Source organism: Pseudomonas sp. GW822-FHT04H02 (assembly GCF_058800645.1).
Window position 1 is genome coordinate 1172547 of sequence record NZ_JBXAMM010000001.1, and the last position, 21100, is coordinate 1193646.

The following is a 21100-nucleotide window of genomic DNA, read 5'->3' on the forward strand; positions in this document are numbered from 1 at the left end:
ATGTGCCCCGAGCGCCCGAGGCCACAAGGCCTGGGAGCTCGGGGTATCGCGAGGGGGCTACGGGACCAGGGTCAGTGGCGGCTGCAGGGTGATATCCAGCGTGGCCAGTGTGCAATTGCCAGTGAGGGCCTGGTTGAAGGCACTCAACTTTTGAAGGGGACCGTTCCAGGTCACGAATATGTCATTGGCCCCGCAATTGCTGGCAGGTACGAAATTGGAGACGACAAAGCTGACGCCCTCCAGCTTCAAGGAAAATACGTTTTCCGGTTTCAAGATCCAGGGCAGATTCTTTGCCTGCAAGGACTTGCAGATTCCGCTACCGCTGATGAACACACTGTGGATCTTGGCTTCATCCTGAGTGTTGATCGAACCGCTCAGGCTGATGCCACAGGTGACCTGTGCCTGAAACGACGACGGCAGTTTTATCGAGAGGGTGCCATTGTTGCCGTAGAACGGGCCCTGGGGTGAAAAGTGTGGTGCAGCGGCCACCAGGGTCGTGGAGCACAACCCTATGACAAGCGCACTTGCGATCATCAGGCTATTCAAGCTTTTCATTGTTGTTCCTCACGCATAGGGCGAAGTGTATCGCCGGGGTAATGGCCATGATCGAGAGGTCATGAAAACGGCAGGACGTCCCTTTCCAGCCAAGCTTCAGGTCGGTTGCATTTCACGGGAGCGGCCAAGGCGCCAAGGAAAGTCCTCCACCCTGGGCAAAATTCAAAAACAGCATTGAAATATTTTTTTGAATCAAATAGCTGGCAATCTCCGATCGGTCAAGGCTCCCCATCGGCCTTCAACCCTGTGGCAAGCCTGCCGGGGGGCCTGTTAGGCTAACCCGCCCACCGCGTCGCCGCGGTCTCTACAGCCCTTCGCGGAACCGCACCATGTCCTCCACCGCCCAATTCTGGCGCGACCCGAACCTGCCTTACGTCGAAAGCCGCCGGGCCTGTGACAGCCGCGCCAACTACAAGGCCCACAGCCATCCGACGGTGTCCATCGGTGCCGTGGACCGGGGTGTCAGTGTGTTCAGCGGCGGCGCCCAGGGCCCGACCCGGATCCGGGCTGGCAGCGTGGTATTTGTCCCGGCCGATTGCGCCCATGCCTGCAATCCCCTGCCCGACAGCGCCTGGAGTTACCAGATGCTGCACCTGGACCCGCGCTGGGTGGACGCTGTGCGCGAAGAAGCGCAGCAGCATGGGTCGGCGCTTTCCCAGGTCGTGCTGAGCCACGACAGTGGCCTCTACCAGGCTTTTTGCCGGCTCAACCAGTTGTTGTTTTCCAGCGCCAGCTGGCAGCACAAGGAGGCCGCGCTGATCGAGTTCATCGGTGGCTTGGCCACCCGGGAGCAACCGGTGATTGCCCTGGCGGCCGATCCGGCCCGGGCCAGCGCAGGTGTGCGCCGGGTCGTGGATTTCCTCCAGTGTGATCCGCAGCAGGCCGGGCCTCTGGAGCACTTGGCGGAACTGGCGGGAATCAGCCGCTACCAGTTGATCCGCGCCTTTCGCGCGGCCACCGGGATGACGCCCCATGCCTACCAGTTGAACCAGCGGATCATCCAGGCCCGCGCTTCGCTGCAGGCCGGGGAAGCGTCGGCAGCCCTGGCCCAGCGCCTGGGCTTTGCTGATCAGGCGCATTTTCAGCGAGTGTTCAAGGCTCATGTCGGCGTAACCCCGGGCCTGTACAAGGCCTGAGGCCGCGCAATTTTCTTCAATACCCCGGCTCTCTCGGCGCCGCAGACTTCCAGGCTTTCACGTCACTGGAAGGCTCTACCCATGATTCAACAGTTCCTGCTGGTCGCCGCCGCGCACTTTCTCGCCCTGCTCTCCCCCGGCCCGGATTTCTTCCTGGTAGCACGCATGTCCATGGCCGCGGGGTGGCGATCGGCCACCGGCGCCTGCCTGGGCATCGCCCTGGCCAATGGTGCCTTTATCGTCCTGGCGTTTGCCGGGGTCTCGGTGTTTCGGGCAGGCAGCCCGCTGTTCCTGGCGATCCAGTTGGCCGGGTGCGGCTACCTGCTTTATATGGGCTGGCTGTTTATCCGCCATGCCGGCGCCAGTTCACTGGCCGCGGTGGACGGCAACGACGAAGCCCGGCCGCTGGGCCGGGCCACCTGGTGGCGTGGCCTGGGCATGGGCTTTCTCTCTGGCATCCTCAACCCCAAGAACGCCCTGTTCTATGTCAGCCTGGCGTCCCTGGTGGGGCCCCAGACCAGTGCCGGCTGGAAGCTGGTCTATGGCTTGTGGATGTTCAGCGCCGTGCTGTTGTGGGACGTGCTGGTGGCCCTGGCCATTGGCAACCGCCGGGTGCGCGAGCGCTTTGCCCGGGCCCTGCCCTGGCTGGAACGGGGCACCGGGGTGGTGCTGATCCTGCTGGCGCTGCTAGTGATCGGCGCCACTGTGTGGCGTCACTGATCCACGCCCCGGGCAGTGACTTCCAACTGTCATTACAAATAAACAACAAAGCAATAATCTGCCGAAAGCGCCGCTGCCGATATTGTCGCAACGGTGAACGGGCCTGCCGGGCATTGCCCGGTATCTGCCCCGCCGAAACAGTGCAAGGAGGACCTGCCATGCAACAACAGCCACGCCTGGGGTGCGGTGTCGCGATTGTCCGGGACGGCCAGCTGCTGCTGGTCAAGCGCCTGCGCGACCCGGAAGCCGGTTGCTGGGGCCTCCCCGGAGGCAAGGTCGACTGGCTGGAGCCGGTGGAACAGGCCATGCGCCGGGAAATCCACGAAGAACTGGGGCTGACCCTGCAAGGCGTGAGCCTGTTGTGCGTGGTCGACCAGATCGACCCGCTGCGCCAGGAGCACTGGGTATCACCGGTGTACCTGGCCTCGGCCCCGGCCATGCCGGCGCGCAATTGCGAGCCGCACAAGCACAGCGATGTGGCCTGGTTCGAGCTCGACCGCCTGCCCCAACCCCTGACCCAGGCCACCCGCAGCGCCGTGCGCGCCCTGGTGCAGATGGCCGCCCTGGAAAGCTGAGCAGCCACGCCCCGGCCCTTCCCGACCTGCGACCGATGGCCGCAGGCATTGGTCTAATTAGCCCGCCGCCGCTTTCGTCTGTTTGTTACCATGCGCGGGTTTTTGCCTGTCTGGCTGTTCAAAGGGCGTTATTTCATGAGTGTTCTGCTGACTCGCCGCACCCTGCTCACCAGCGCCGGAGTGCTCGGCCTGGGCCTGCTCGCCGGTTGCGACAACAGTCCCCGACTGTCCTTCAAATACGGCAAGGACCTGAGCAATCAGATTCTTGGCCGCACCTTCAAACTCACCGATTCCCAGGGCGAAACCAAGTCGCTGTCCAGCTACCGCGGCCTGATGCCGATGATTTTCTTCGGCTTCACCCAGTGCCCGGCCGTGTGCCCCACCACCCTGGCCCGCGCGGCCCAGGCCAAGAAGCTGATGGGCCGTGATGGCGACCGCCTGCAAGTGGTGTTCATCACCCTGGACCCGGAGCGCGACACCCCCGAAGTGCTGGACGCCTACGTCAAGTCCTTCGACCCCAGCTTCGAGGCGCTGTACGGCACCCTGGAGCAGACCGCAGCCACCGCCAAGGAATTCGGCGTGTTCTACGAAAAGATCCCCAGCGGCTCGACCTACACCCTGTCCCACACCGCCACCAGTTTCGTCTTCGACTCCCGGGGCACCTTGCGCCTGGGGCTTTCCCAGTCCCTTACCGCCCAAGAGTGCGCGGAAGACCTGCTCACCGTCATGGAGGTTTGTTAATGCATTCCCTACAGCGCCCATCCCGTCTCAAAGCTGCCCTGCTGCTGGTTTCCCTGCTGGGCCTGGGCGGCACCGCCAGCGCCGCGACCCAAGTGGACAACGCCTGGGTCCGCGCCACCGTAGCCGGCCAGCACGCCAGCGGCGCCTTCATGGACCTCACCGCCAGCAGCGACAGCAAGCTGGTTGAGGTGCAATCGCCAGTGGCCAAGAACGTGCAGATCCACCAGTCGAGCATGCACAACGACGTGATGAGCATGCAGCAAGTGGACGCCGTGGCCCTGCCGGCCGGACAGAAAGTCAGCCTGGACACCCACGGCTACCACGTGATGCTCATGGAGCTCACCGGTCAGATCAAGGCCGGCGACATAGTGCCCCTGACCCTGACCGTGGAAAACGCCAAGGGCGAGAAGGAAACCATCAAGGTCGAAGCCCAAGCCCGAGCGCTGAATGCGCCGGACCACAGCATGATGAAGCACTAAAGTGAGCTGAAACACAGGCCCTATAGCCAGGAACAAGCCGCGCCGGACTCAGCAAGCGCGGCTTTTTTTTGCCTGGATTTCAACCACGCAGAGCTATTTCCCCACGCCGATCCGTATGCCACTCTACGCGCCACTGGCCAAAAACATGGCTAAAAGCCATTCCCCCGCGTTGATCCGATCGATCATCGAGAACGCCATGACCTGGGCAACTACCATCAAGGATTCGATATGTCGCCAGACCGCACAGTGATTCATGTGCTTTTTTTCGCCGATAAGCCAGGGCAACCGTTGGTATTACCGCTCACCGATGACTATGAGGTGGCTTTTGAGAACACATCACCGATAACCGATCAGCCTTCTTACTGCCTGCAGATTGCACGGCGGTCAACGCCGGCAACCCCTGGCGAATTGAGCGTTGCGTCATTCACCACGCTTTACGGCGAAAATGGCAGTGGCAAGACCGCGATGCTACTTGAGTTGTGCGAGGGGCTGGCCCACTGGAGTAGAGACTCGAACATCAGTGTGCTGTGGGAGGACCGGACTGGCCTGCACCTGGCAAAAGGCATCTCGCTTCAAGGCGTCGAACTGCAAGCTCGTGATGGGGTGAATGAGCTCGACAGATCCGCGATGCCTGATTTTTTCACTGCCTTCTATACGACCTCTCCTTTTGAAAGAGTCAGACTGAATCGTTTGAAGGCCCGGGGAGTCAAGGACCTCGGCGCACAAACGGGGCAGGCCCGACTATCGGATCCGATCGCAGCATTCAGCGCCTACCCCTACCTCAAGGGGCGAGCCGATTTCGTTTCCAAGACCCAGGTCAACATAGCGGTCAAGCCGATCTCTCTGGTAGAAGCGCTCAGGACCTACGGCAGGCGCGGTACTCGGACGTACAGCGCTCTGCAGCCAGAGCTCAAATACTATATGCAGGAGTTGGATCGAAGCGCTTCGGTCGCAACCAGGTTCATCTTGTCCTTTACCCTGTTGAGTGCGGCCGACAGGTTTTATGAGCATCAACGTCATGAGTTGATAGATGCGTTGATAAAGATGATCCGAGAAAACCAGCCTTGGTTGGATGATCACCTTGCATCCAACCTTGAGCAGCTCAACCTGCTTTCGAACGACCCATTGCTGATGGAACTGTTACTCGAGGCGCAACGGGCACTGGAGGTGGTCGCAAGACTCTTTGACGGTCTTCGCCACTGGAACCGCAGCGCAAGCTTGTCATACCTGAATCGACAGATTGGTCAGCAGATCCGCCAGCATGAAAGTCTGCTTTCTGAAGTCGCGGCACTCGGCCTGCTGGAGCTCTCCTTTGAGACACTGAGCTCCGGTCAGGCCAGTATGATGTTCCTCTACTGTTCGGTCGCCAAGGCCATCGGTGAGTTCGGGCTCCAGTCTGTAGCCAGCAGTCTGGTGTTGTGCCTGGATGAAGCCGAGTTGTTCATGCACCCGAAATGGCAGAGCCTGTACATTCACGATTTGCTGGAATTCATTCAGCAGTTCCCAAGCGTTGCCAAACGCACCCACCTGTTCATTTCAACCCACTCGTTGATGGTTGTAGCGGACACTCCCGCCAATCGGCTCTTCAACCTAGACTGCAAGCGATTGGACAATGCGTTCGGGTACACCGCCAAGCAGACCCTGACGAAAGTGTTTAAGGTCGACAGCTTCACCGGTTACTGCAACGCCCAGCGACTGAGCGAATTGTCCAGGCTGCTCAACATGGGCAGGCTTGACTCCCAGCAAATGAACAGGGCCGTGAGTATCGCCAAAACCCTGGCCAGTGAAACGCTGCAATCCCATGTCATGGATCAACTGTTGGTGCTGGGGATGAAATCAGATGCTCAAGTTTAAGGCCCTCTCCTCCGAGGTCGTAGACCTGCACTTGAGAACCCTGGGAAAACGTTTCGACGACGTGCTCAATCGCTGGACGGAGCTCGACGACTACCCGACCTGTGCCGCTAAATTGCGCAAAACGTTGAAAGACAGGCGCGAGGATATTCTCGTAGGCGGCGTGCAAAAACTCCGAAGTGTGATTACTGACGTCGAAAGCATTGCGCCAGAACTATCGAAGTACTTATTAAAGCGTCCTCGAGGCAAGAAAAGGAAAGATCATCCGCAAATGGAGCTTCTGCTTAATAAGCTCAATGAACTATTCAACTATGCGAAATTTGACAATAAGGATGACGGCTGGAATGCCTACAAGCTGGTAGCTCAGCACGCTCTCCGTATCTGCCCTTATTGCCATATGAACCATGTGAACTACCACGAACAACAGGCAAAGAACTCAGGGGAGCTGGAGCTGCGCCCACCTCTGGATCATTTCCTGCCTCAATCGATCTACCCGTACCTGGCCGTTTCGCTGTACAACCTCATCCCCTGTTGTGAACGCTGCAACTCCACAACGATCAAGGGCGCCAAGGACCCCAAACAGACGATTCCGCACCCATTCGATGATTCAGCTCTCGGGATGAGTTTCAAGGTGGAGGGCTCCGTACTGGGAATATTCGGGCTCACTGATGAAGAGCTCCGAGTGAGTGTCACCGGCGATGGCGCCTGGCAGAATTTCGCCGATTTCTTTCGCCTGCAAGAACGTTATCAATGGCATCGCTGCGAAGTGAACGACATGCTCAAGCGCATCCAGACCCTGGATGAAAGTGATGATGTCCTTAAAAGTCTGACGATACGCCCGATGTTTATCCTCGGTTTCGCCCCACACAACGTTGAAAAGCGCGCCCTGGGCATCTGCCTGCGGGACATCGCCAAAAACCTGAAGGTGCTCTGAGCCTCAATCTATCGCCCGCGCCAGCCAAACGGTGAACCCACAGCAGTCCGGGTCTTCGCTGATGTGCTGCACCACCTCGAAACCATGGGTGTCGAGCAAGGTGCAGTATTCCCCCGGGGAGAGGCTGGCGTGGTACAGGTCTTGGCCCTCGAATTCGCCGATGGCCTCCCCTGCCTCGGGGCCGCTGGTGAACATCAGGGCGCAGCCCGGGCCGGCGTGACGTTCGAAAACGGCGAACATGGCGCGCTGATCGTCCGGGCTCAGGTGAAACAGGCTGTTCCAGGCGAGGATGCCGGCAAAATCCTGGTCCAGGGCGAGGCTGCGCATGTCAGCGTGGATCCATTGCTGCCCGGCAAAGCGCTGGCGGCACTGGTCCAGCAAGGTGGCAGAGCTGTCGACGCCGGTGACTGCACATTGGTGTTCGATCAGGTTGCGCGCAATCGGCTCGCCACCTCCGCAACCCAGGTCCAGCACCTGGCCGCCCTGCCCCATGACCCGGCGAAAGCGCTCCAGCCATGCCTGCTCTCCCTCGAAGGCCTCGGGTGTGCGTGTGTGGCCGCAAATTACAGCACAACGGCGCTTGGGCCGGGCGTCAAACCGTTCAACTGCGCCCTGCCAGCTCCAGCAACTGCCCGCGCAGCCAGCGGTTGGCCGACTCGTTCTGCACTTGCTTGCTCCAGTACAGGTTGAGGCAGACCTCGGGCAGGGTCAGGGGCATGTCGAGAATCCGGTTGCCCAGCCCGGCGTTGATCAACTGCGCATTGTTGCGGGTCAGGGTCAGCAGGCCATCGCCCTGGGCCACCAGTTGCGCGGCGGTGAGAAAGTGCTGGCAGTGCTGGCGGATGCGCCGTACCACCCCCAGGTGCCCCAGGGCCAGGTCTTCGACGCAGATGCCCCGGCGCCTGGAGGTCACCGCCACATGCTCGGCCGCCAGGTAGCGTTCCACCGTCAGTTCGCCGCTGAAGCCGGGGCCGGCCATCACGCAGAAGGAGTCCTGCAGCAGCAGTTGCTGTTGCAGTTGCGGGTCGGTGAGCCGCGACAGTTCGATGGCCAGGTCAATGCGCCCGGCAATCATCTCCAGCTTCAGGTCGGCCCAGTGCACGCTGGTGCTGCGCACTTCCAGGTGCGGGGCAACACGGTTCAGGTGCGCCAGGATCAAGGGCAGGATCACCGGCTCCAGTTGCTCCGGCATGTTCAGGGTGAAACGCCGACGGTCCCGCAACGGGTCGAAGGCCTGGGCCGGGTTGAGGCTGCGGCGCAGACCGCTGAGGGCGTCCTGGATCCCCGGGGCCAGTTGCTTGGCCAGCGGCGTGGGGGCCACTCCATAGCCTTCGCGGACGAACAGCGGGTCGTCCAGCTGGGCGCGCAGGCGCGCCAGGGCGTGGCTGATGGCCGACTGGCTGAGGTGCAGCACCGAGGCGGCGCGGGTCAGGTTGCGCTCCTGATACACCACCTCGAAGACCCGGAACAGGTTCAGGTCCAGGCGGCTCAGCCCTGACCATTCATGCGGTGAGTTCATGGTTGTGCCCTCGCAGTCTCGACCCGCAGCAGGCTAGCAGCGGGCCGGCGCCGGCAGAACCATGTAGCGCATTCATGAATCTCGATGAATAACCGTCGGTTCTGTGGTGCCCCGGGCGCTGCCTAAGATGGCCGTGCCGATAACAACAATTCAGGAGGCACCATGGACCTTGCGGCCTATCAGCAGCACCTTCACGCCCTGCAGCAGGCCGCCTGGCCCGAAGGCGCGCCGCGTACCCCGCAGTACCCCCTGGGCCAGCAGCCCCTTACCGAATACCTGCGGGCCTGGGCGCAGTCGCAAGCCAGTGCCGTGGCCCTGGACTTCTATGGCTATCAGTTGAGCTTTGCCGAGCTGGACCGGCTGTCCGACCGGTGCGCCGCCTTGCTCGGCGAGCAGGGAATCGGCCCCGGGGACCGGGTGGCGGTGTACCTGCCCAACTGCCCGCAACTGCATATCGGCTTCTGGGGCATTCTCAAGTGCGGCGCCGTGTACGCGCCGGTCAGCCCCCTGGCGCGCACCCTGGAGCTGGAGTATCAGCTCAAGGACAGCGGCGCCCGGGTGATCCTGTGCTTCGACCAACTGCTGGATGTGGTGCAGGCGGTCAGCGACGCCTGCGAGTTGAGCGCGATCCTGGCCACCAGCCTCAGCGAGTTGTGCCCGGCCACCCCGAGCATTCCCCTGCCGGACCTGCTGCGGACGCCCAAGCGCCTGGCCCCGGGGGTGACCGACTTTTTCCCCGCCCTGGAGGCCTGTCGCGCCGCCACCCCGGCCCACCGTCCTGCCCTGGGCGATATGGCCGCACTGAACTACACCGGTGGCACCACCGGCATGCCCAAGGGCTGCATTCATAGCCACGGCGACATGCTCTACACCTGCGCCAGCTTCGTGCCGGTGGCCTTGGGCCTGAGGCAGGACAGCGTGCTGCTCAATTTCCTTCCCGAGTTCTGGATCGCCGGGGAAAACGCCGGCCTGCTGTTTCCCATCTACGCCGGCTGCCGCCTGGTGCTGCTGGCGCGCTGGGACGCCCTGGGTTTCATGGCGGCGGTGGCGCACTACCGGGTCAGCCATTGCGGGCTGCTGGTGGACAGCGCCGCCGAAGTGCTGGAGCACCCAAGCGTCGCCGACTACGACCTGAGCTCCCTGAAGGCCACCGGCTGCATCTCCTTCGTCAAGAAGCTCACCCCGGACTATCGCCAGCGCTGGCGCGCGCAAACCGGCTGCACTCTGTTCGAGTTCAGCTTCGGCATGACCGAAACCCACACCTGCGACACCTTTACCGCCGGCCTGCAGACCGACGACTTCGACCTCAAAAGCGCGCCAACCTTCGTTGGCCTGCCGGTGCCGGGTACCGAGTTCAAGGTCTGCGACTTCGACAGCGGCGCCCTGCTGCCCCTGGGCTCCGAGGGCGAGTTGTGCGTGCGCAGCCCTTCCCTGCTGCAGGGTTACTGGCAGCGCCCGGAGGCGTCCGCGGCGGCCCTGCGCGACGGCTGGCTGCACACCGGTGACCTGGGGCAGATCACCGGACAAGGGTTTATCCGCTACCTGGGCCGGCGCAAGGAAATGCTCAAGGTCAATGGCATGAGCGTGTTTCCCAGCGAGCTGGAGGCGCTGTTCGGCCAGCACCCGCAGGTGCTGGCCAGCGCAGTGATCGGCCGCGCCGATGAACGTCGGGGCCAGCAGCCGGTGGCCTTCGTTGTGCTCAAGCCCGATGCGCCCCAGGACCCGCATGCCCTGGCAGCCTGGTGCCAGGAGGTGATGGCCGCCTACAAGGTGCCGCAGATCCGCCTGGTGGCCAGCCTGCCCATGACCGCCACCGGCAAGGTCAAGAAGAACGAGCTGGAACAACAGCTCTGAGCCCTTCCTTTTCAGCATTGCGAGAATTGCCATGTTCCAGAGTCTGTTGATCGCCAATCGCGGCGAGATCGCCATCCGTATCGCCCGGGCCTGCGCCGACCTGGGCGTTCGCAGCGTCGCGGTATTCGCCGAGGACGACGCCGCCAGCCTGCACACGCGCAAGGCCGATCTGGCCCTGCCCCTCAAGGGCCGCGGGGTGGCGGCCTACCTCGACCGCCAGCAACTGATCGCCCTGGCCCTGCAACAGGGCTGCCAGGCGATTCACCCGGGCTACGGCTTTCTCGCGGAAAACCCCGACTTTGCCCGGGGCTGCCTGGAAGCCGGGCTGACCCTGATCGGCCCCGGCCCCGAGGTGCTGCAACTGTTTGGCGACAAGGCCGCGGCCCGTGCCCTGGCCGAAGATTGTGGGGTGCCCTTGCTGGAGGGCATCAACCGAGCAGTCAGCCTGGAACAGGCCGCAGCCTTTCTCGAACGCCATGGCGCGGTGATGCTCAAGGCCCTGGCCGGTGGCGGTGGCCGGGGCATGCGCGCGGTCACCGAGGCCGGGCAACTGCAGCAGGCGTTCATCCGTTGCCAGTCCGAAGCCCAGGCGGCCTTCGGCAATGGCGCGCTGTATGTCGAACAACTGCTGCAGCGGGCGCGGCACATCGAGATCCAGGTGCTGGGAGACGGCAGCGGCGCGGTCAGCCACTTGTGGGAGCGCGATTGCAGCCTGCAGCGCCGGCACCAGAAGCTGGTGGAAATCGCCCCCAGCCCGGACCTTGCCCCGCCGTTGCGCCAGCAGTTGATCGACGCCGCCCTGGCCCTGGCCGCGCGAGTGCGTTACCAGGGCATTGGTACCTTCGAATTCCTTCTCGACCAGGAACACCCGGGGCGCTTCTATTTCATGGAGGCCAACCCAAGGATCCAGGTGGAGCACACGGTGACCGAGGCCATCACCGGCGTCGACCTGCTGCACACCCAACTGCGCCTTGGCGCGGGCGCCTCCCTGGCCAGCCTGGGCCTGAGCCGGCCACCAGAGCCCCAAGGCTTTGCCGTGCAGGCGCGGATCAACCTGGAACAGCCCCTGGCCGATGGCGGCATGGGGCCGGTGGCCGGCACCCTCAGTGCCTATGAAGCCCCCAGCGGGCCCGGGCTGCGGGTCGACGGCTACGGCTATGCCGGTTACCCGGTGAACCCCGGCTATGACTCGCTGCTGGCCAAGCTGATCGCCCAGGGTGCGGATTTTCCCGCGGCCCTGGGGCGGGCCTATCGGGGGCTTTGCGAGTTTCGCCTGGAGGGCGTGCCGAGCAACCTGGGGCTGTTGTTGAACCTGTTGCGCCAGCCGGCGGTGCTGGACTATCAGGTGGACACCAGGTTCGTCGAAGCCCATTGGGCCCAGTTGCTGCAAGATTGCGCCGGGCAACACCGGCCGATGTTCTTTGCCCGGCAGGCCGCCACTGCGCAGAGCACTCGCAGCGAAGTCCAGGCGCCCCCGGGCACGGCGGCGCTGAACGCCCCGAGCACCGGGGTGCTGGTGAGCCTGGAAGTGGCCGTGGGTGATGAGTTGCGGATTGGTCAGCGGGTTGCGGTGCTGGAAGCGATGAAGATGGAGTTCGAGGTCAAGGCGCAGAGCAGCGGTATCGTCCGGGCCTTGGCCGTCCAGGTTGGCGAGGCACTGGGCGAAGGCCAGCCCCTGCTGTTTCTGGAGCCGGCGGAGTTTGCCGACCAGGGCCAGCACAGCGAAGAGCAACTGGACCTGGCACTGATTCGCGCCGACCTGGCCGAAGTCCGCGAACGCCATGCCTTGCTGGAGGATGCCCAGCGTCCGGAGGCGCTGGCCAAGCGTCGCCGCAACGGCCAGCGCACCGCCCGGGAGAACCTCGAGCACCTGCTGGACCCGGGCAGTTTCATGGAGTACGGCGCCATGGCCCTGGCCGCCCAAAGGCGTCGGCGCAGCGTCGAGGAGTTGCAGGCCCTGAGCCCGGCTGATGGGCTGGTGGGAGGCATAGGTACGGTGAATGCCGGGCTGTTCGACGGCCAGGACGCCCGTTGCCTGGCCCTGGCCTACGACTACACGGTGTTCGCCGGCACCCAGGGGGTGATGAACCACAAGAAGACCGACCGCCTGCTGAGCCTGGCCCAGGAGTGGCGGCTGCCGGTGGTGCTGTTTGCCGAAGGCGGCGGTGGCCGACCCGGCGACAGCGACTTTGTCGGGGTCGCCGGCCTGGATTGCCATACCTTCGCCGCCATGGCCCGGCTGTCCGGCTGGGTGCCCACGGTGGGCATCGCCTCGGGGCGCTGCTTTGCCGGCAATGCCGCCCTGCTCGGCTGCTGCAACCTGATCATCGCCACCCGGAACGCCAGCATCGGCATGGCCGGCCCGGCGATGATCGAAGGCGGCGGCCTGGGCAGCTTCACCCCGGAACAGGTGGGCCCGGTGTCGGTACAAGGCCCCAACGGAGTGATCGACGTGCTGGTGGCCGACGAAGCCGAGGCCGTGCAGGTGGCCAAGCAGTACCTGAGCTATTTCCAGGGGCCGCTCAAGGACTGGCACTGCGCCGACCAGCGTGAGCTGCGGCATTTGATTCCGGAAAACCGCCTGCGGGTCTACGACATCCGCCGGGTCATCGAGACCCTGGCCGACCGCGACAGCGTGCTGGAGTTGCGCCGGCAATTCGCCCCGGGGCTGATTACCGCGCTGATCCGCGTCGAAGGCCGGGCCTTCGGCCTGCTGGCCAACAACCCGGCGGTGCTGGGCGGCGCCATCGACGCCGCGGCCGGGGACAAGGCCGCACGTTTCATGCGCCTGTGCGAAGCCTTCGGCCTGCCGCTGGTGTCCCTGTGCGACACCCCGGGGTTCATGGTGGGGCCGGAGTCGGAGCAGCAGGCCACGGTGCGCCATGTGTCACGGATGTTTGTCAGTGCCGCCAGCCTCACGGTGCCGTTCTTCACCCTGGTGCTGCGCAAGGGCTACGGCCTGGGCGCGCAGGCCATGGCGGCGGGCAGTTTTCACAGCCCGTTGTTCACCGTCGCCTGGCCCAGCGCCGAGTTCGGCGCCATGGGCCTGGAAGGTGCGGTGCGCCTGGGCTTCTCCAAGGAACTGGCGGCCCAGCCCGACCCGCAGTCGCAACAGGCGCTGTTCGACAAACTGGTGGCCAAGGCCTACGCCCGGGGCAAGGCGCTGAACATGGCCAGCTACCTGGAGATCGACGCGGTGATCGACCCCCTGGAAAGCCGAGCGTGGCTGCTGCGTGGCCTGCAGGCCGCACCGCGCCCGGTGCCCTGGGCCGAGCGCGCCCAGGGTTTTGTCGATACCTGGTAGCCCTGCCCCTCCATCGTAGGAGCGGGCCGCTGCTCAGGCGTTGGCATCCCAGGCGACAGGGGCTTGTTCGAGGAACTGGCGCAGCTCGGCCAGCAGGGTGCTGCTGGCGTGGCTGCTGGGCCGGCTGGCGTCAAACCTCAGGGCCGGCATGATTTCCTGCACGCCGTCGTAGTGCCATTGCCCCGGGGTGCGTTCGGCTTCCTGCAGGGCCCGGGCGAAGATCGCCAGGTCGCGCCGGGGCCGGGCAATGCCGCTGATGCGCTCGACCCAGCTCTCGTAGCGCTGGCGGATCTCCACCCGCCCCTGACGGACCATGGCCAGCACCCCGCAACGGCTGCGGTTATGCACCGCCACCGGCGACAGGCCGCAATACTCGCCCAAACCGTCCCAGCCCTGCTCGGGCAGGACAAACACCGCCAGATCAATGCCCGGGTACTCCTCGATCACCGTGCCCGGATCGGCCAGCAGCGCCTCGCTGCGTTGCAGCGCGAGCATGGCCGGAGCGTACAGGGGCGCATAGCGCCAGGTGTTGTCGAGTACATCGGCCATCTGCGGCAGCAGCGCGGCGAAGCGTGTCAGCAATTGCCGGTCGTTGCTGGCCTGTGGGTCGACGCGCACCCGGGCCGCCAGGGCATGCAGGGCAAAGGCGCAGTGCAGGGCCTGGGCCGAAGTGCCCCGGGAGAAATCACCGAGGCGGGCAATGTCGATCAGCAACTGGCGGTGCCCCAGGGCATGCTCCGGCGCCAGGAAGGCATACACCGAGGCCAGCCCGTCGAGGTCGAAATGATCGCTGGTGATCACCTGCGCCCGGTCCACCGTCAACCCCTGCTGGAGAAAGCCCAGGGCACTGGTGGTGGAGAGATTGGCCTTGTGCTCGACAGGCGTCTTGTTCGCCGGCCAATGGGACAGGGTCAGCAGGGTCGCCGGGGTATCGATGGAATCCAGGGAAATGTTCTCGCGGTGTGTGCTCTGGCCCAGGGGCAGGAAGCCATAGCGGCTTTGCCGGCCCAGGCGCAGGGCTGGCAAATCCAGCTCCAGGGGCGGGGCCGGCGTTGCCACCGGCCATGGGGGCGCCGCCGGCGCAGGCGCGGTTGCACGGGTCAATTCGCCCTGCCCGCCCAGGCGATAGCCGAGCTGGCAGATATTCTCCCGGCGCAGGTCCCAGGGGTTGCCGTTGCGCACCGCGCAGCCGGGCCCGCCGACAACGCTGAGCAAGTCAGTGAAGCGGTTGTCGGCAATGCCGATCACCCTTCCCCCCAGCTGCCTGAGCTGCAGGTGGTGCAAATGCGGGGCCAGCCCCGGATCGAGGATCAAGGCCGGTTGCGGCGCATCAGTGGCAAGGCTGTTCATCGTGGTTTCCTTACAGGTCAATGACGCCAGGCGCACGCCCGACAGGGTTCAGGCTTGGGCCAGGTGCGGTGAACCGTTGCGCCGTACCTGGCGTACCGAGACAAACAGCAGCGCCGACAGCCCGGCGTACAGGCCGAACAGCCAGGCCGCAGCCTGGGCCGCGCCAGCAGTCCCGCCCGTGGAGGTCAGGCCTGCCAGGTTGACGATCATTCCCGCCAGCGCCGCCCCCAGGGCAGTGGCCACCAGTTGCACCGTGGTAATCGAGGCGCCGGCCAGTTCCTTCTGATCCTGCGGGGCCTGTTCCAGAACCCGGGACAGCAGGTGCGGCCAGGCCAGGCCGATACCGACGCCCACCAGCAGCATGGCCAGGCACACCGCCCCCAGGCTCAGGGCCGGGGTGGCGGTGGCAGGCATGAACAGGCAGGCCAGGAGCAGCCCGGCCACCACCAGGAACGGTCCGATGGCAATCGCCCGGGCCGCGCCCCGCGGGCCAAGGCCTGAGCTGAAGATCGCCCCCAGGGTCCAGCCGGCGGCCATCAGTGCGGCGATATAACCTGCCAGCAACGGCGTCTGCTGATGCAGCACCTGCAGAAACAACGGTACGAAGACCTCGCTGGTCATGCCCACCACCAGCAGGGCCATGGAAATGTACAGCGCCAGCAAGGCACTCCCGGCCTTCAGGCTATTGCGCGGCAACAAGCGCGCGCCGTCGCGGTTCTCCAGAGCGAATACCGGCACCAGCAAAACCAGCCCGGCTCCCAGCCCCAGGGCGTTGTACAGCGGCGATGGGGTGATGCTGCCGATGGAAATGGCCAGTACCACGGCGGTCAGCAACAGCAGTTGCAGGGCGGGAATCGGGCTACGGGGCGCGCTTTCCCGACTCTTGCCCGGCAACAGTGCAACGGCCAGCAGCATGAACAGCAAGGTGCAAGGCAGCAGCACCCAGAACGCCGCGCGCCAGGCCCCATGTTCGGCGAAAATTCCGCCGACCGCCGGGCCGATCAGGGTCGCTGCGCCCCACATGGCGGAAATCAACGCCATCGCCCGGGGCCACAGCGGCTCGTCGAACACCAGGCGGATCATGGCGTAGGGCAAGGCGAACAGCAGGCCGCCCCCCAGCCCCTGGACGCTGCGCCCGAGGATCAGCCCGCCCATGTCCGCCGCCAGGGCGCACAGGCTGCAACCGAGCATGAACACCAGGCCCGCCAGGCCGTACGCGGCTTTGGGCCCCAGGAGCGCCAGGGCCCGGGTGGAGAGCACCGAGCCGATGATCGAGGCCACCACGAACAAGGTGGTGTTCCAGGCGTAGTAGTCCAGGCCGCCAATGTCCTTGACCACCGAAGGCAACAGGGTGGTTACCAGGTAGACGTTGATTGCATGCAGGGCCACGCCACCGGCCAGGGCCGCAGAACGCAGCCCGTTCTTGCCCAGTAACAGTGCCGACCATCCGCTTGTCGATGCCATGCCGTTCTCCATGTGTGTTGTTCGCTGTTGGGCGAATGTAATACACAAGCAAATACTTTGATAATTGTTTTTTCCAGCCGTTCCCGCAGTTCCCCCCAGCAGCAGGCAATGGATCGACAAGCTGCGAGCCCCTGCGCCCGAGCCTGTTATGCTTGCGTGGTTGCCGGCGTCATGGACGCTCCTGATACCCCACCTGTGCATTGGTTAATGGCCCAGATGTCTTCGATTTCCCCCTCCACCGAGAAGAAAAGCCCCGGGGCTACCGCCGAGCGGATCCTGTTTCTGCTGAAAACCCGCGGCCCGTTGAAAACCGCCGACCTGGCGCCGCTGCTCAAGGTGTCCCAGGAAGCCGCGCGCCAGCAATTGCAGAAGCTGGTGGACAGCGAACTGATCGTCGGCCAACTGATGCCGGCCCAGGGCGCCGGGCGGCCCTCACAGAAATGGGTGCTCACCGAGCTGGCACAGGCGCGCTTTCCCGACACCCACGCCAACCTGACCCTGCAGTTGATCGATTCGATCCGCGCGGTGTATGGCACCGACGGCGTGGAGCGCATCGTCAGCGATATGGAGCGGGCCAACAGCGCCGAGTACCTCAGCGTCTGCGCGCCGTTGCCGACCCTGGAGCAGCGGGTCCGGGCCCTGGCGCAGATCCGTGAAGTGGCCGGCTACATGGCCAGTGTCGAAGCCGACGGCGATGCCTGGCTGCTGATCGAGAGCCATTGCCCGATCTGCGTCGCGGCCCAGCAGTGCCAGGGCTTCTGCCGTTCCGAGTTGCAAGTGTTCCAGGCCGCCATCGGCGAGTTGGGCCAGGTACAGCGCGTGGAACACCTGATTACCGGCGATCGACGCTGCGTCTATCGCATCCGTGCCACCCCAGTGAGTTGATGCCCGTGCCCCTGCCAGTCCTGTCCCGCCTGCTCAAACAGGGCGCGCTGATCCTCGGCGTCGCCACCCTGACCCTGCTGGCCTGGCGGGCTTACGACAGCGAGCGCGGCCCGGCGCTGCAGCCCTGGCACCTGAAGGTGCCCCATGAACTGAGCGTGGAGCAGTTGGACCACGCCGACTGGGGCGCCTGGCTGCAGGCCGAGGACCGGGTATTCACCGAGGTCCGGCAGCAGGTCAGCGAGCGCCTGGACCCCGGGCAGGTACCGCCCTTCAACCGCTACCGCCAGGACAGCCGGGCCTACCCGCCACGCTTTGCCACGAACTGGAACCGTTCCTACCTGTTGCGCCCGGCGGGTACGCCCCGGGGCGTGGTGGTGCTGCTGCACGGCCTGACCGATTCGCCCTACAGCCTGCGGCATGTCGCCCAGCGCTACGTCGAGCACGGCTACCTGGCCATCGGCTTGCGCCTGCCCGGCCATGGCACGGTGCCGGCGGGGCTGACCGATGCCCAGTGGCAGGACTGGCTGGCCGCCACCCGCCTGGCCCTGCGTACCGCCCGGGCCGAAGTGCCGGCGCCGGCTCCGCTGCACCTGGTGGGCTACTCCAACGGCGCCGCACTGGCGGTCAAGTACACCCTGGATGCCTTGAGCGACCCGCAGTTGCCCCAGGCCCAGCGCCTGGTACTGATTTCCCCGATGATCGGCGTCGCCTCGTCCGCCCGTTTTGCCGGGCTGGCCGCCTTGCCTGCGGTGTTCCCGGCCTTCAGCAAGGCGGCGTGGCTCAACCTGCGGCCCGAATACAACCCGTTCAAGTACAACTCGTTTCCAGCCAATGCCGCGCGCCAGTCCTGGCTGCTGACCGACACCCTGCAAAAGCAGCTGCTGGCCCTGGTGGGCGATCCACGGCTGGCCCGGTTGCCACCTATCCTCAGCTTCCAGTCGTTGACCGACGCCACCGTCAGCACCCCGGCCCTGGTCAGTGGGCTGTACCGGCAACTGCCGGCCAACGGCAGTGAACTGGTGATCTTCGACCTCAACCGCGAGCGTGATTTCGAAGGGCTGCTGGACCCGGCCAGCGTCACCTCCCTGGCCAGCCTGCTACCGCCCGCGCCACGCAACTACACCACCCGCATCCTCAGCAACGAAGGCACGGGCAGCGCGACACTGGAAGAAGTGAGCACCCCCGCCCTGAGCCCGGACAGCAGCCGGCGGCCCCTTGGCCTGGCCTACCCGCCGGGGGTGTTTTCCCTGTCCCATGTGGCATTGCCCTTCCCCGTCGATGACGGCCTGTACGGCACCCAGCCCAGCCCCGATGAGGATTTTGGCGTGCACCTGGGCACCATTGCCGCCCGTGGCGAACGGGGTGTGCTGGTGGTGCCCATGGATGAGCTGATGCGCCTGAGCGCGAACCCGTTCTACCCCTACCTGATCCAGCGCATCGAGGCGCAGATAGATAAAGCAACAGTTCATTGATTGATCCCGTGAATGCCCGAGTGGTAGTTTCGCCGCCCCCTACCCTCCTTGATTTCCGAGGGGGCGCAACTGCCGCCATGGCAGGGAAAGACCATGATCTCCATGCTTCAATCTCCGGCACTGCGCCTGCCAACGCCCAAGCACCGCACCCTGAAAGCCGCCGCTGCAGCCCTGCTGTTGCTGGGCGCGGCCGCCAGCGCCCAGGCCGACCAGCAACAGGACTTCTGGTACGTACAGACCAGCGTGTACACCAACCACTGGAGCAACGACCCCGACCACAACAACCACCAGGACCTGATCGGCCTGGAGCGCAACTACGCCGACGGTGAACTGTGGGGCGTGAGCACCTTTCGCAACTCCTTCTCCCAGCGTTCCTACTACGCCTATGTCGGCAAGGCCTGGGAAAATGCCGACTGGCCGGTTTATGCCAAGCTCAGTGGCGGCCTGATCCAGGGCTACAAGGGCGACTACAAGGACAAGATCCCGCTGAACCACTTTGGCGTGGCGCCAGTGCTGATCCCGGCCATCGGCACCCATTACGGCCCGGTGGGCGCAGAGCTGGTGGTGCTGGGGGCCGCGGCGGTGATGGTCAACGTCGGCTACCGCCTCTGAGCACCCGGCCCTCGCACAATCGTACAAGACGCCTCTGCACTCCCCTTCCTAGACTCCCCGCTGAATGACCACCGCGCCGCGGTGGCCCGGCGTTGCCATCGTTGCCAGTCCCGGCACACTTGGAAAGGGATCTTCCAATGCACGGTTTTCAACCCTGGAACCCGCAGTTCTATATCAACCCGCTGTACCTGCCGGCTTCCGGCGATGCCCCGCACCAGGTGTTCAACCCGGACACCCGCGAGCTCATCGGGCTCAACCCCAGCTGTACCAAGGACGATGTGCACACCGCGGTGGCGGCGGCCAACGTTGCCCACACCCTGTGGCGCCTGCTGGATACGGATCAGCGTCAGGCGCTGTTGCTGCAACTGGCGGACAGCATGGCCGCCGACAGCGAACTGAACCGGCAGATCATCCGGCAGATGACTCGGGAACTGGCGCTTTGCGTGGCCGAAGCCCGGGCCGAGCTGGATCACTGCGCAGCCGTGTTCCGCTATTACGGGGCACTGGCCGATGGCGATGTCCCGGCCCCGAGCCCAAGCGGTGCAGCGCAGTGCCGGCTACGGTACGAGCCCTACGGCGTCAGCGTGCATATCCTGCCGTTCGCCCTGGGCATTGCCCTGCTGGGGCGCACGTTGGCCGCAGCCCTGGCGGCCGGTAACAGTTGCCTGGTCAAGCCGGCGCAGAACGCCAGCCTGTCCACCCTGGCCTTCATGCAGCACTTCGCTGGCCTGCCGGCGGGGCTGGTCTCGTGCATTCCCGGGGACGCCGCCACCGCACAATGGCTGCTGCAGTCCAGCGGCACCCATGCCGTGGCCTTCACCGGCAGTGTCGGCGCTGCCAGCGCGGTGGCGGTGACCTGCGCCGAACTGCTCAAGCCCTGTGCGATCGAGAGCACCGGCCGCGGCGCGATGATCGTTGCCCAGGACGCCGACGTCGCGCTCGCCGCCGCCTACGGAGCTCGCGCCGCCTTCAGCCGCGGTGGCCAGAGTTGCCTGTCGATCCAGCATTTTTTCGTCGAGGCGCAGGTCCATGACCTGTTCGTCCGGCACTTCATCGAGCACACCCGCCACCCGGGCCACGACTCCAGCAGCGCGGTGCGGCCGCTGATCAGCCAGGCCGCACGGCACAAAGTCCGGCGGCTGGTGCGTGACGCCCTGGCCAAGGGCGCCGCACTGCTGGCCGGAGAACAGGCACTCGAAAACCCGCTGCCCGGCAGCCTGCAACCGCCGGTGATCCTCACCGAGATCGACGACGACATGGTCATCACCCAGGAAGAGTGCCTGGGCCCGGTGGCGGTCATCCGACGGGTGAGTGACCTTGGCGCAGCCGCGCAACTGGCCAACGATTGCCCGGCAAGCTTTGAGGTGACCCTGTTCAGCAAAGATCCGGCGCACGCGGTGCAGTTGGCCCAACGCTTGCTGAGCGCCCGGGTGCGGATCAACCCGCCGCCCGTGCCGAACCACCCCGACAGCGAGCACCACTGGACCCTGTCGCAATTGGCCGGCGACCTGTCTCCCAGGGCCCTGGATGCTTTCCGGCGGCCCAAGCGCCTATTGCTCGGTGCTGCAGCGGCCCCGGCCATGCAGCAGGCGCCGGTGCAAGCCTTTGCCGCAGGGCTGCCCGAGTGATGAGCCAGAGGTTGGAAGAGC

General features: G+C 64.9%; 18 protein-coding genes. 13 read left to right on the forward strand and 5 right to left on the reverse strand.

The genetic code is table 11. The annotated features are described in order from the left end of the window. Positions 1–57: 57 nt before the first annotated feature. Complete coding sequence (praB, locus tag AC1RMG_RS05305; RefSeq protein ID WP_015635617.1) at positions 58–555, reverse strand: alkane oxidation protein activator PraB; 498 nt, start codon at positions 553–555, stop codon at positions 58–60. Between the two features lie 329 nt (positions 556–884). Between praB and AC1RMG_RS05310 the strand changes: the two genes are divergently transcribed. The 7 genes from AC1RMG_RS05310 to AC1RMG_RS05340 all read left to right on the forward strand — a co-directional run bounded on the left by AC1RMG_RS05310 (position 885) and on the right by AC1RMG_RS05340 (position 6991). Next, on the forward strand, positions 885–1691 hold the full coding sequence (locus AC1RMG_RS05310) for an AraC family transcriptional regulator (RefSeq protein WP_123397364.1): 807 nt from the start codon (positions 885–887) through the stop codon (positions 1689–1691). An 84-nt stretch (positions 1692–1775) separates the two neighbouring features. Then, positions 1776–2411, forward strand: coding sequence for a LysE family translocator (locus AC1RMG_RS05315; RefSeq protein WP_493168768.1), 636 nt, complete (start codon positions 1776–1778; stop codon positions 2409–2411). A gap of 158 nt (positions 2412–2569) precedes the next feature. Further along, entirely contained in the window at positions 2570–2986 is a 417-nt protein-coding gene (locus tag AC1RMG_RS05320; RefSeq protein WP_015635620.1) for an NUDIX hydrolase, read from the forward strand. Between the two features lie 135 nt (positions 2987–3121). Then, positions 3122–3727 (forward strand): SCO family protein, encoded by a 606-nt coding sequence (locus tag AC1RMG_RS05325; RefSeq protein ID WP_011061312.1) that lies wholly within the window; start codon positions 3122–3124, stop codon positions 3725–3727. Continuing rightward, complete coding sequence (locus AC1RMG_RS05330; RefSeq protein WP_015635622.1) at positions 3727–4206, forward strand: copper chaperone PCu(A)C; 480 nt, start codon at positions 3727–3729, stop codon at positions 4204–4206. Before AC1RMG_RS05325 ends, AC1RMG_RS05330 begins: the two co-directional genes overlap by 1 nt. A 228-nt stretch (positions 4207–4434) precedes the next feature. Continuing rightward, a complete protein-coding gene (locus AC1RMG_RS05335; protein ID WP_493168611.1) occupies positions 4435–6060 on the forward strand; it encodes an OLD family protein in 1626 nt (541 codons plus the stop codon). Further along, complete coding sequence (locus AC1RMG_RS05340) at positions 6047–6991, forward strand: hypothetical protein (protein ID WP_493168613.1); 945 nt, start codon at positions 6047–6049, stop codon at positions 6989–6991. The genes AC1RMG_RS05335 and AC1RMG_RS05340 overlap by 14 nt, the downstream gene beginning before the upstream one ends. 3 nt (positions 6992–6994) lie before the next feature. Here AC1RMG_RS05340 and AC1RMG_RS05345 read toward each other — a convergent pair whose 3' ends face one another. Both AC1RMG_RS05345 and AC1RMG_RS05350 read right to left on the reverse strand, forming a co-directional pair. After that, positions 6995–7555 carry a class I SAM-dependent methyltransferase gene (locus AC1RMG_RS05345; protein WP_493168770.1) on the reverse strand — a complete coding sequence of 187 codons (561 nt, stop codon included), beginning with the start codon at positions 7553–7555 and terminating at the stop codon, positions 6995–6997. A gap of 37 nt (positions 7556–7592) precedes the next feature. Then, positions 7593–8510: a LysR family transcriptional regulator gene (locus AC1RMG_RS05350; protein ID WP_011061315.1), complete on the reverse strand. Its 918-nt coding sequence runs from the start codon at positions 8508–8510 to the stop codon at positions 7593–7595. A gap of 162 nt (positions 8511–8672) precedes the next feature. Between AC1RMG_RS05350 and AC1RMG_RS05355 the strand changes: the two genes are divergently transcribed. Next, the gene (locus tag AC1RMG_RS05355; RefSeq protein ID WP_123430767.1) at positions 8673–10364 is read left to right on the forward strand and encodes an AMP-binding protein; all 1692 of its coding nucleotides are present in this window, start codon (positions 8673–8675) and stop codon (positions 10362–10364) included. Positions 10365–10395: 31 nt separating this feature from the next. Beyond that, positions 10396–13668 carry an acetyl-CoA carboxylase family protein gene (locus AC1RMG_RS05360; protein ID WP_493168615.1) on the forward strand — a complete coding sequence of 1091 codons (3273 nt, stop codon included), beginning with the start codon at positions 10396–10398 and terminating at the stop codon, positions 13666–13668. Positions 13669–13701: 33 nt separating this feature from the next. On the opposite strand, the gene AC1RMG_RS05365 is transcribed toward AC1RMG_RS05360, so the two are convergent. Together AC1RMG_RS05365 and AC1RMG_RS05370 are read right to left on the reverse strand one after the other, a co-directional pair. After that, the gene (locus AC1RMG_RS05365) at positions 13702–15018 is read right to left on the reverse strand and encodes a DUF6687 family protein (protein ID WP_493168617.1); all 1317 of its coding nucleotides are present in this window, start codon (positions 15016–15018) and stop codon (positions 13702–13704) included. 48 nt (positions 15019–15066) lie between these two features. Next, complete coding sequence (locus AC1RMG_RS05370; RefSeq protein WP_011061319.1) at positions 15067–16482, reverse strand: MFS transporter; 1416 nt, start codon at positions 16480–16482, stop codon at positions 15067–15069. Between the two features lie 108 nt (positions 16483–16590). On the opposite strand from AC1RMG_RS05370, the gene AC1RMG_RS05375 reads away from it, so the two are divergent. The 4 genes from AC1RMG_RS05375 (at position 16591) to AC1RMG_RS05390 (ending at position 21079) form a co-directional block, all read left to right on the forward strand. After that, positions 16591–17367, forward strand: a complete 777-nt coding sequence (locus AC1RMG_RS05375; RefSeq protein WP_401154355.1) for a helix-turn-helix transcriptional regulator — start codon at positions 16591–16593, stop codon at positions 17365–17367. Continuing rightward, positions 17367–18839, forward strand: a complete 1473-nt coding sequence (locus tag AC1RMG_RS05380; RefSeq protein WP_228102344.1) for an alpha/beta hydrolase — start codon at positions 17367–17369, stop codon at positions 18837–18839. The genes AC1RMG_RS05375 and AC1RMG_RS05380 overlap by 1 nt, the downstream gene beginning before the upstream one ends. Before the next feature lie 102 nt (positions 18840–18941). Beyond that, positions 18942–19451 carry a sn-glycerol-3-phosphate transporter gene (locus AC1RMG_RS05385; RefSeq protein ID WP_227454061.1) on the forward strand — a complete coding sequence of 170 codons (510 nt, stop codon included), beginning with the start codon at positions 18942–18944 and terminating at the stop codon, positions 19449–19451. Between the two features lie 137 nt (positions 19452–19588). Beyond that, positions 19589–21079: an aldehyde dehydrogenase family protein gene (locus AC1RMG_RS05390; protein ID WP_493168620.1), complete on the forward strand. Its 1491-nt coding sequence runs from the start codon at positions 19589–19591 to the stop codon at positions 21077–21079. Positions 21080–21100: the final 21 nt, after the last annotated feature.

Excerpts from the sequence above, each read along its gene's own strand:
- praB (WP_015635617.1), bottom strand. The coding sequence starts at position 555 with ATGAAAAGCTTGAATAGCCTGATGATCGCAAGTGCGCTTGTCATAGGG.
- AC1RMG_RS05310 (WP_123397364.1), top strand. The coding sequence starts at position 885 with ATGTCCTCCACCGCCCAATTCTGGCGCGACCCGAACCTGCCTTACGTC.
- AC1RMG_RS05320 (WP_015635620.1), top strand. The coding sequence starts at position 2,570 with ATGCAACAACAGCCACGCCTGGGGTGCGGTGTCGCGATTGTCCGGGAC.
- AC1RMG_RS05325 (WP_011061312.1), top strand. The coding sequence starts at position 3,122 with ATGAGTGTTCTGCTGACTCGCCGCACCCTGCTCACCAGCGCCGGAGTG.
- AC1RMG_RS05330 (WP_015635622.1), top strand. The coding sequence starts at position 3,727 with ATGCATTCCCTACAGCGCCCATCCCGTCTCAAAGCTGCCCTGCTGCTG.
- AC1RMG_RS05335 (WP_493168611.1), top strand. The coding sequence starts at position 4,435 with ATGTCGCCAGACCGCACAGTGATTCATGTGCTTTTTTTCGCCGATAAG.
- AC1RMG_RS05340 (WP_493168613.1), top strand. The coding sequence starts at position 6,047 with ATGCTCAAGTTTAAGGCCCTCTCCTCCGAGGTCGTAGACCTGCACTTG.
- AC1RMG_RS05350 (WP_011061315.1), bottom strand. The coding sequence starts at position 8,510 with ATGAACTCACCGCATGAATGGTCAGGGCTGAGCCGCCTGGACCTGAAC.
- AC1RMG_RS05355 (WP_123430767.1), top strand. The coding sequence starts at position 8,673 with ATGGACCTTGCGGCCTATCAGCAGCACCTTCACGCCCTGCAGCAGGCC.
- AC1RMG_RS05360 (WP_493168615.1), top strand. The coding sequence starts at position 10,396 with ATGTTCCAGAGTCTGTTGATCGCCAATCGCGGCGAGATCGCCATCCGT.
- AC1RMG_RS05365 (WP_493168617.1), bottom strand. The coding sequence starts at position 15,018 with ATGAACAGCCTTGCCACTGATGCGCCGCAACCGGCCTTGATCCTCGAT.
- AC1RMG_RS05370 (WP_011061319.1), bottom strand. The coding sequence starts at position 16,482 with ATGGCATCGACAAGCGGATGGTCGGCACTGTTACTGGGCAAGAACGGG.
- AC1RMG_RS05375 (WP_401154355.1), top strand. The coding sequence starts at position 16,591 with ATGGATCGACAAGCTGCGAGCCCCTGCGCCCGAGCCTGTTATGCTTGC.
- AC1RMG_RS05380 (WP_228102344.1), top strand. The coding sequence starts at position 17,367 with ATGCCCGTGCCCCTGCCAGTCCTGTCCCGCCTGCTCAAACAGGGCGCG.
- AC1RMG_RS05385 (WP_227454061.1), top strand. The coding sequence starts at position 18,942 with ATGCTTCAATCTCCGGCACTGCGCCTGCCAACGCCCAAGCACCGCACC.
- AC1RMG_RS05390 (WP_493168620.1), top strand. The coding sequence starts at position 19,589 with ATGCACGGTTTTCAACCCTGGAACCCGCAGTTCTATATCAACCCGCTG.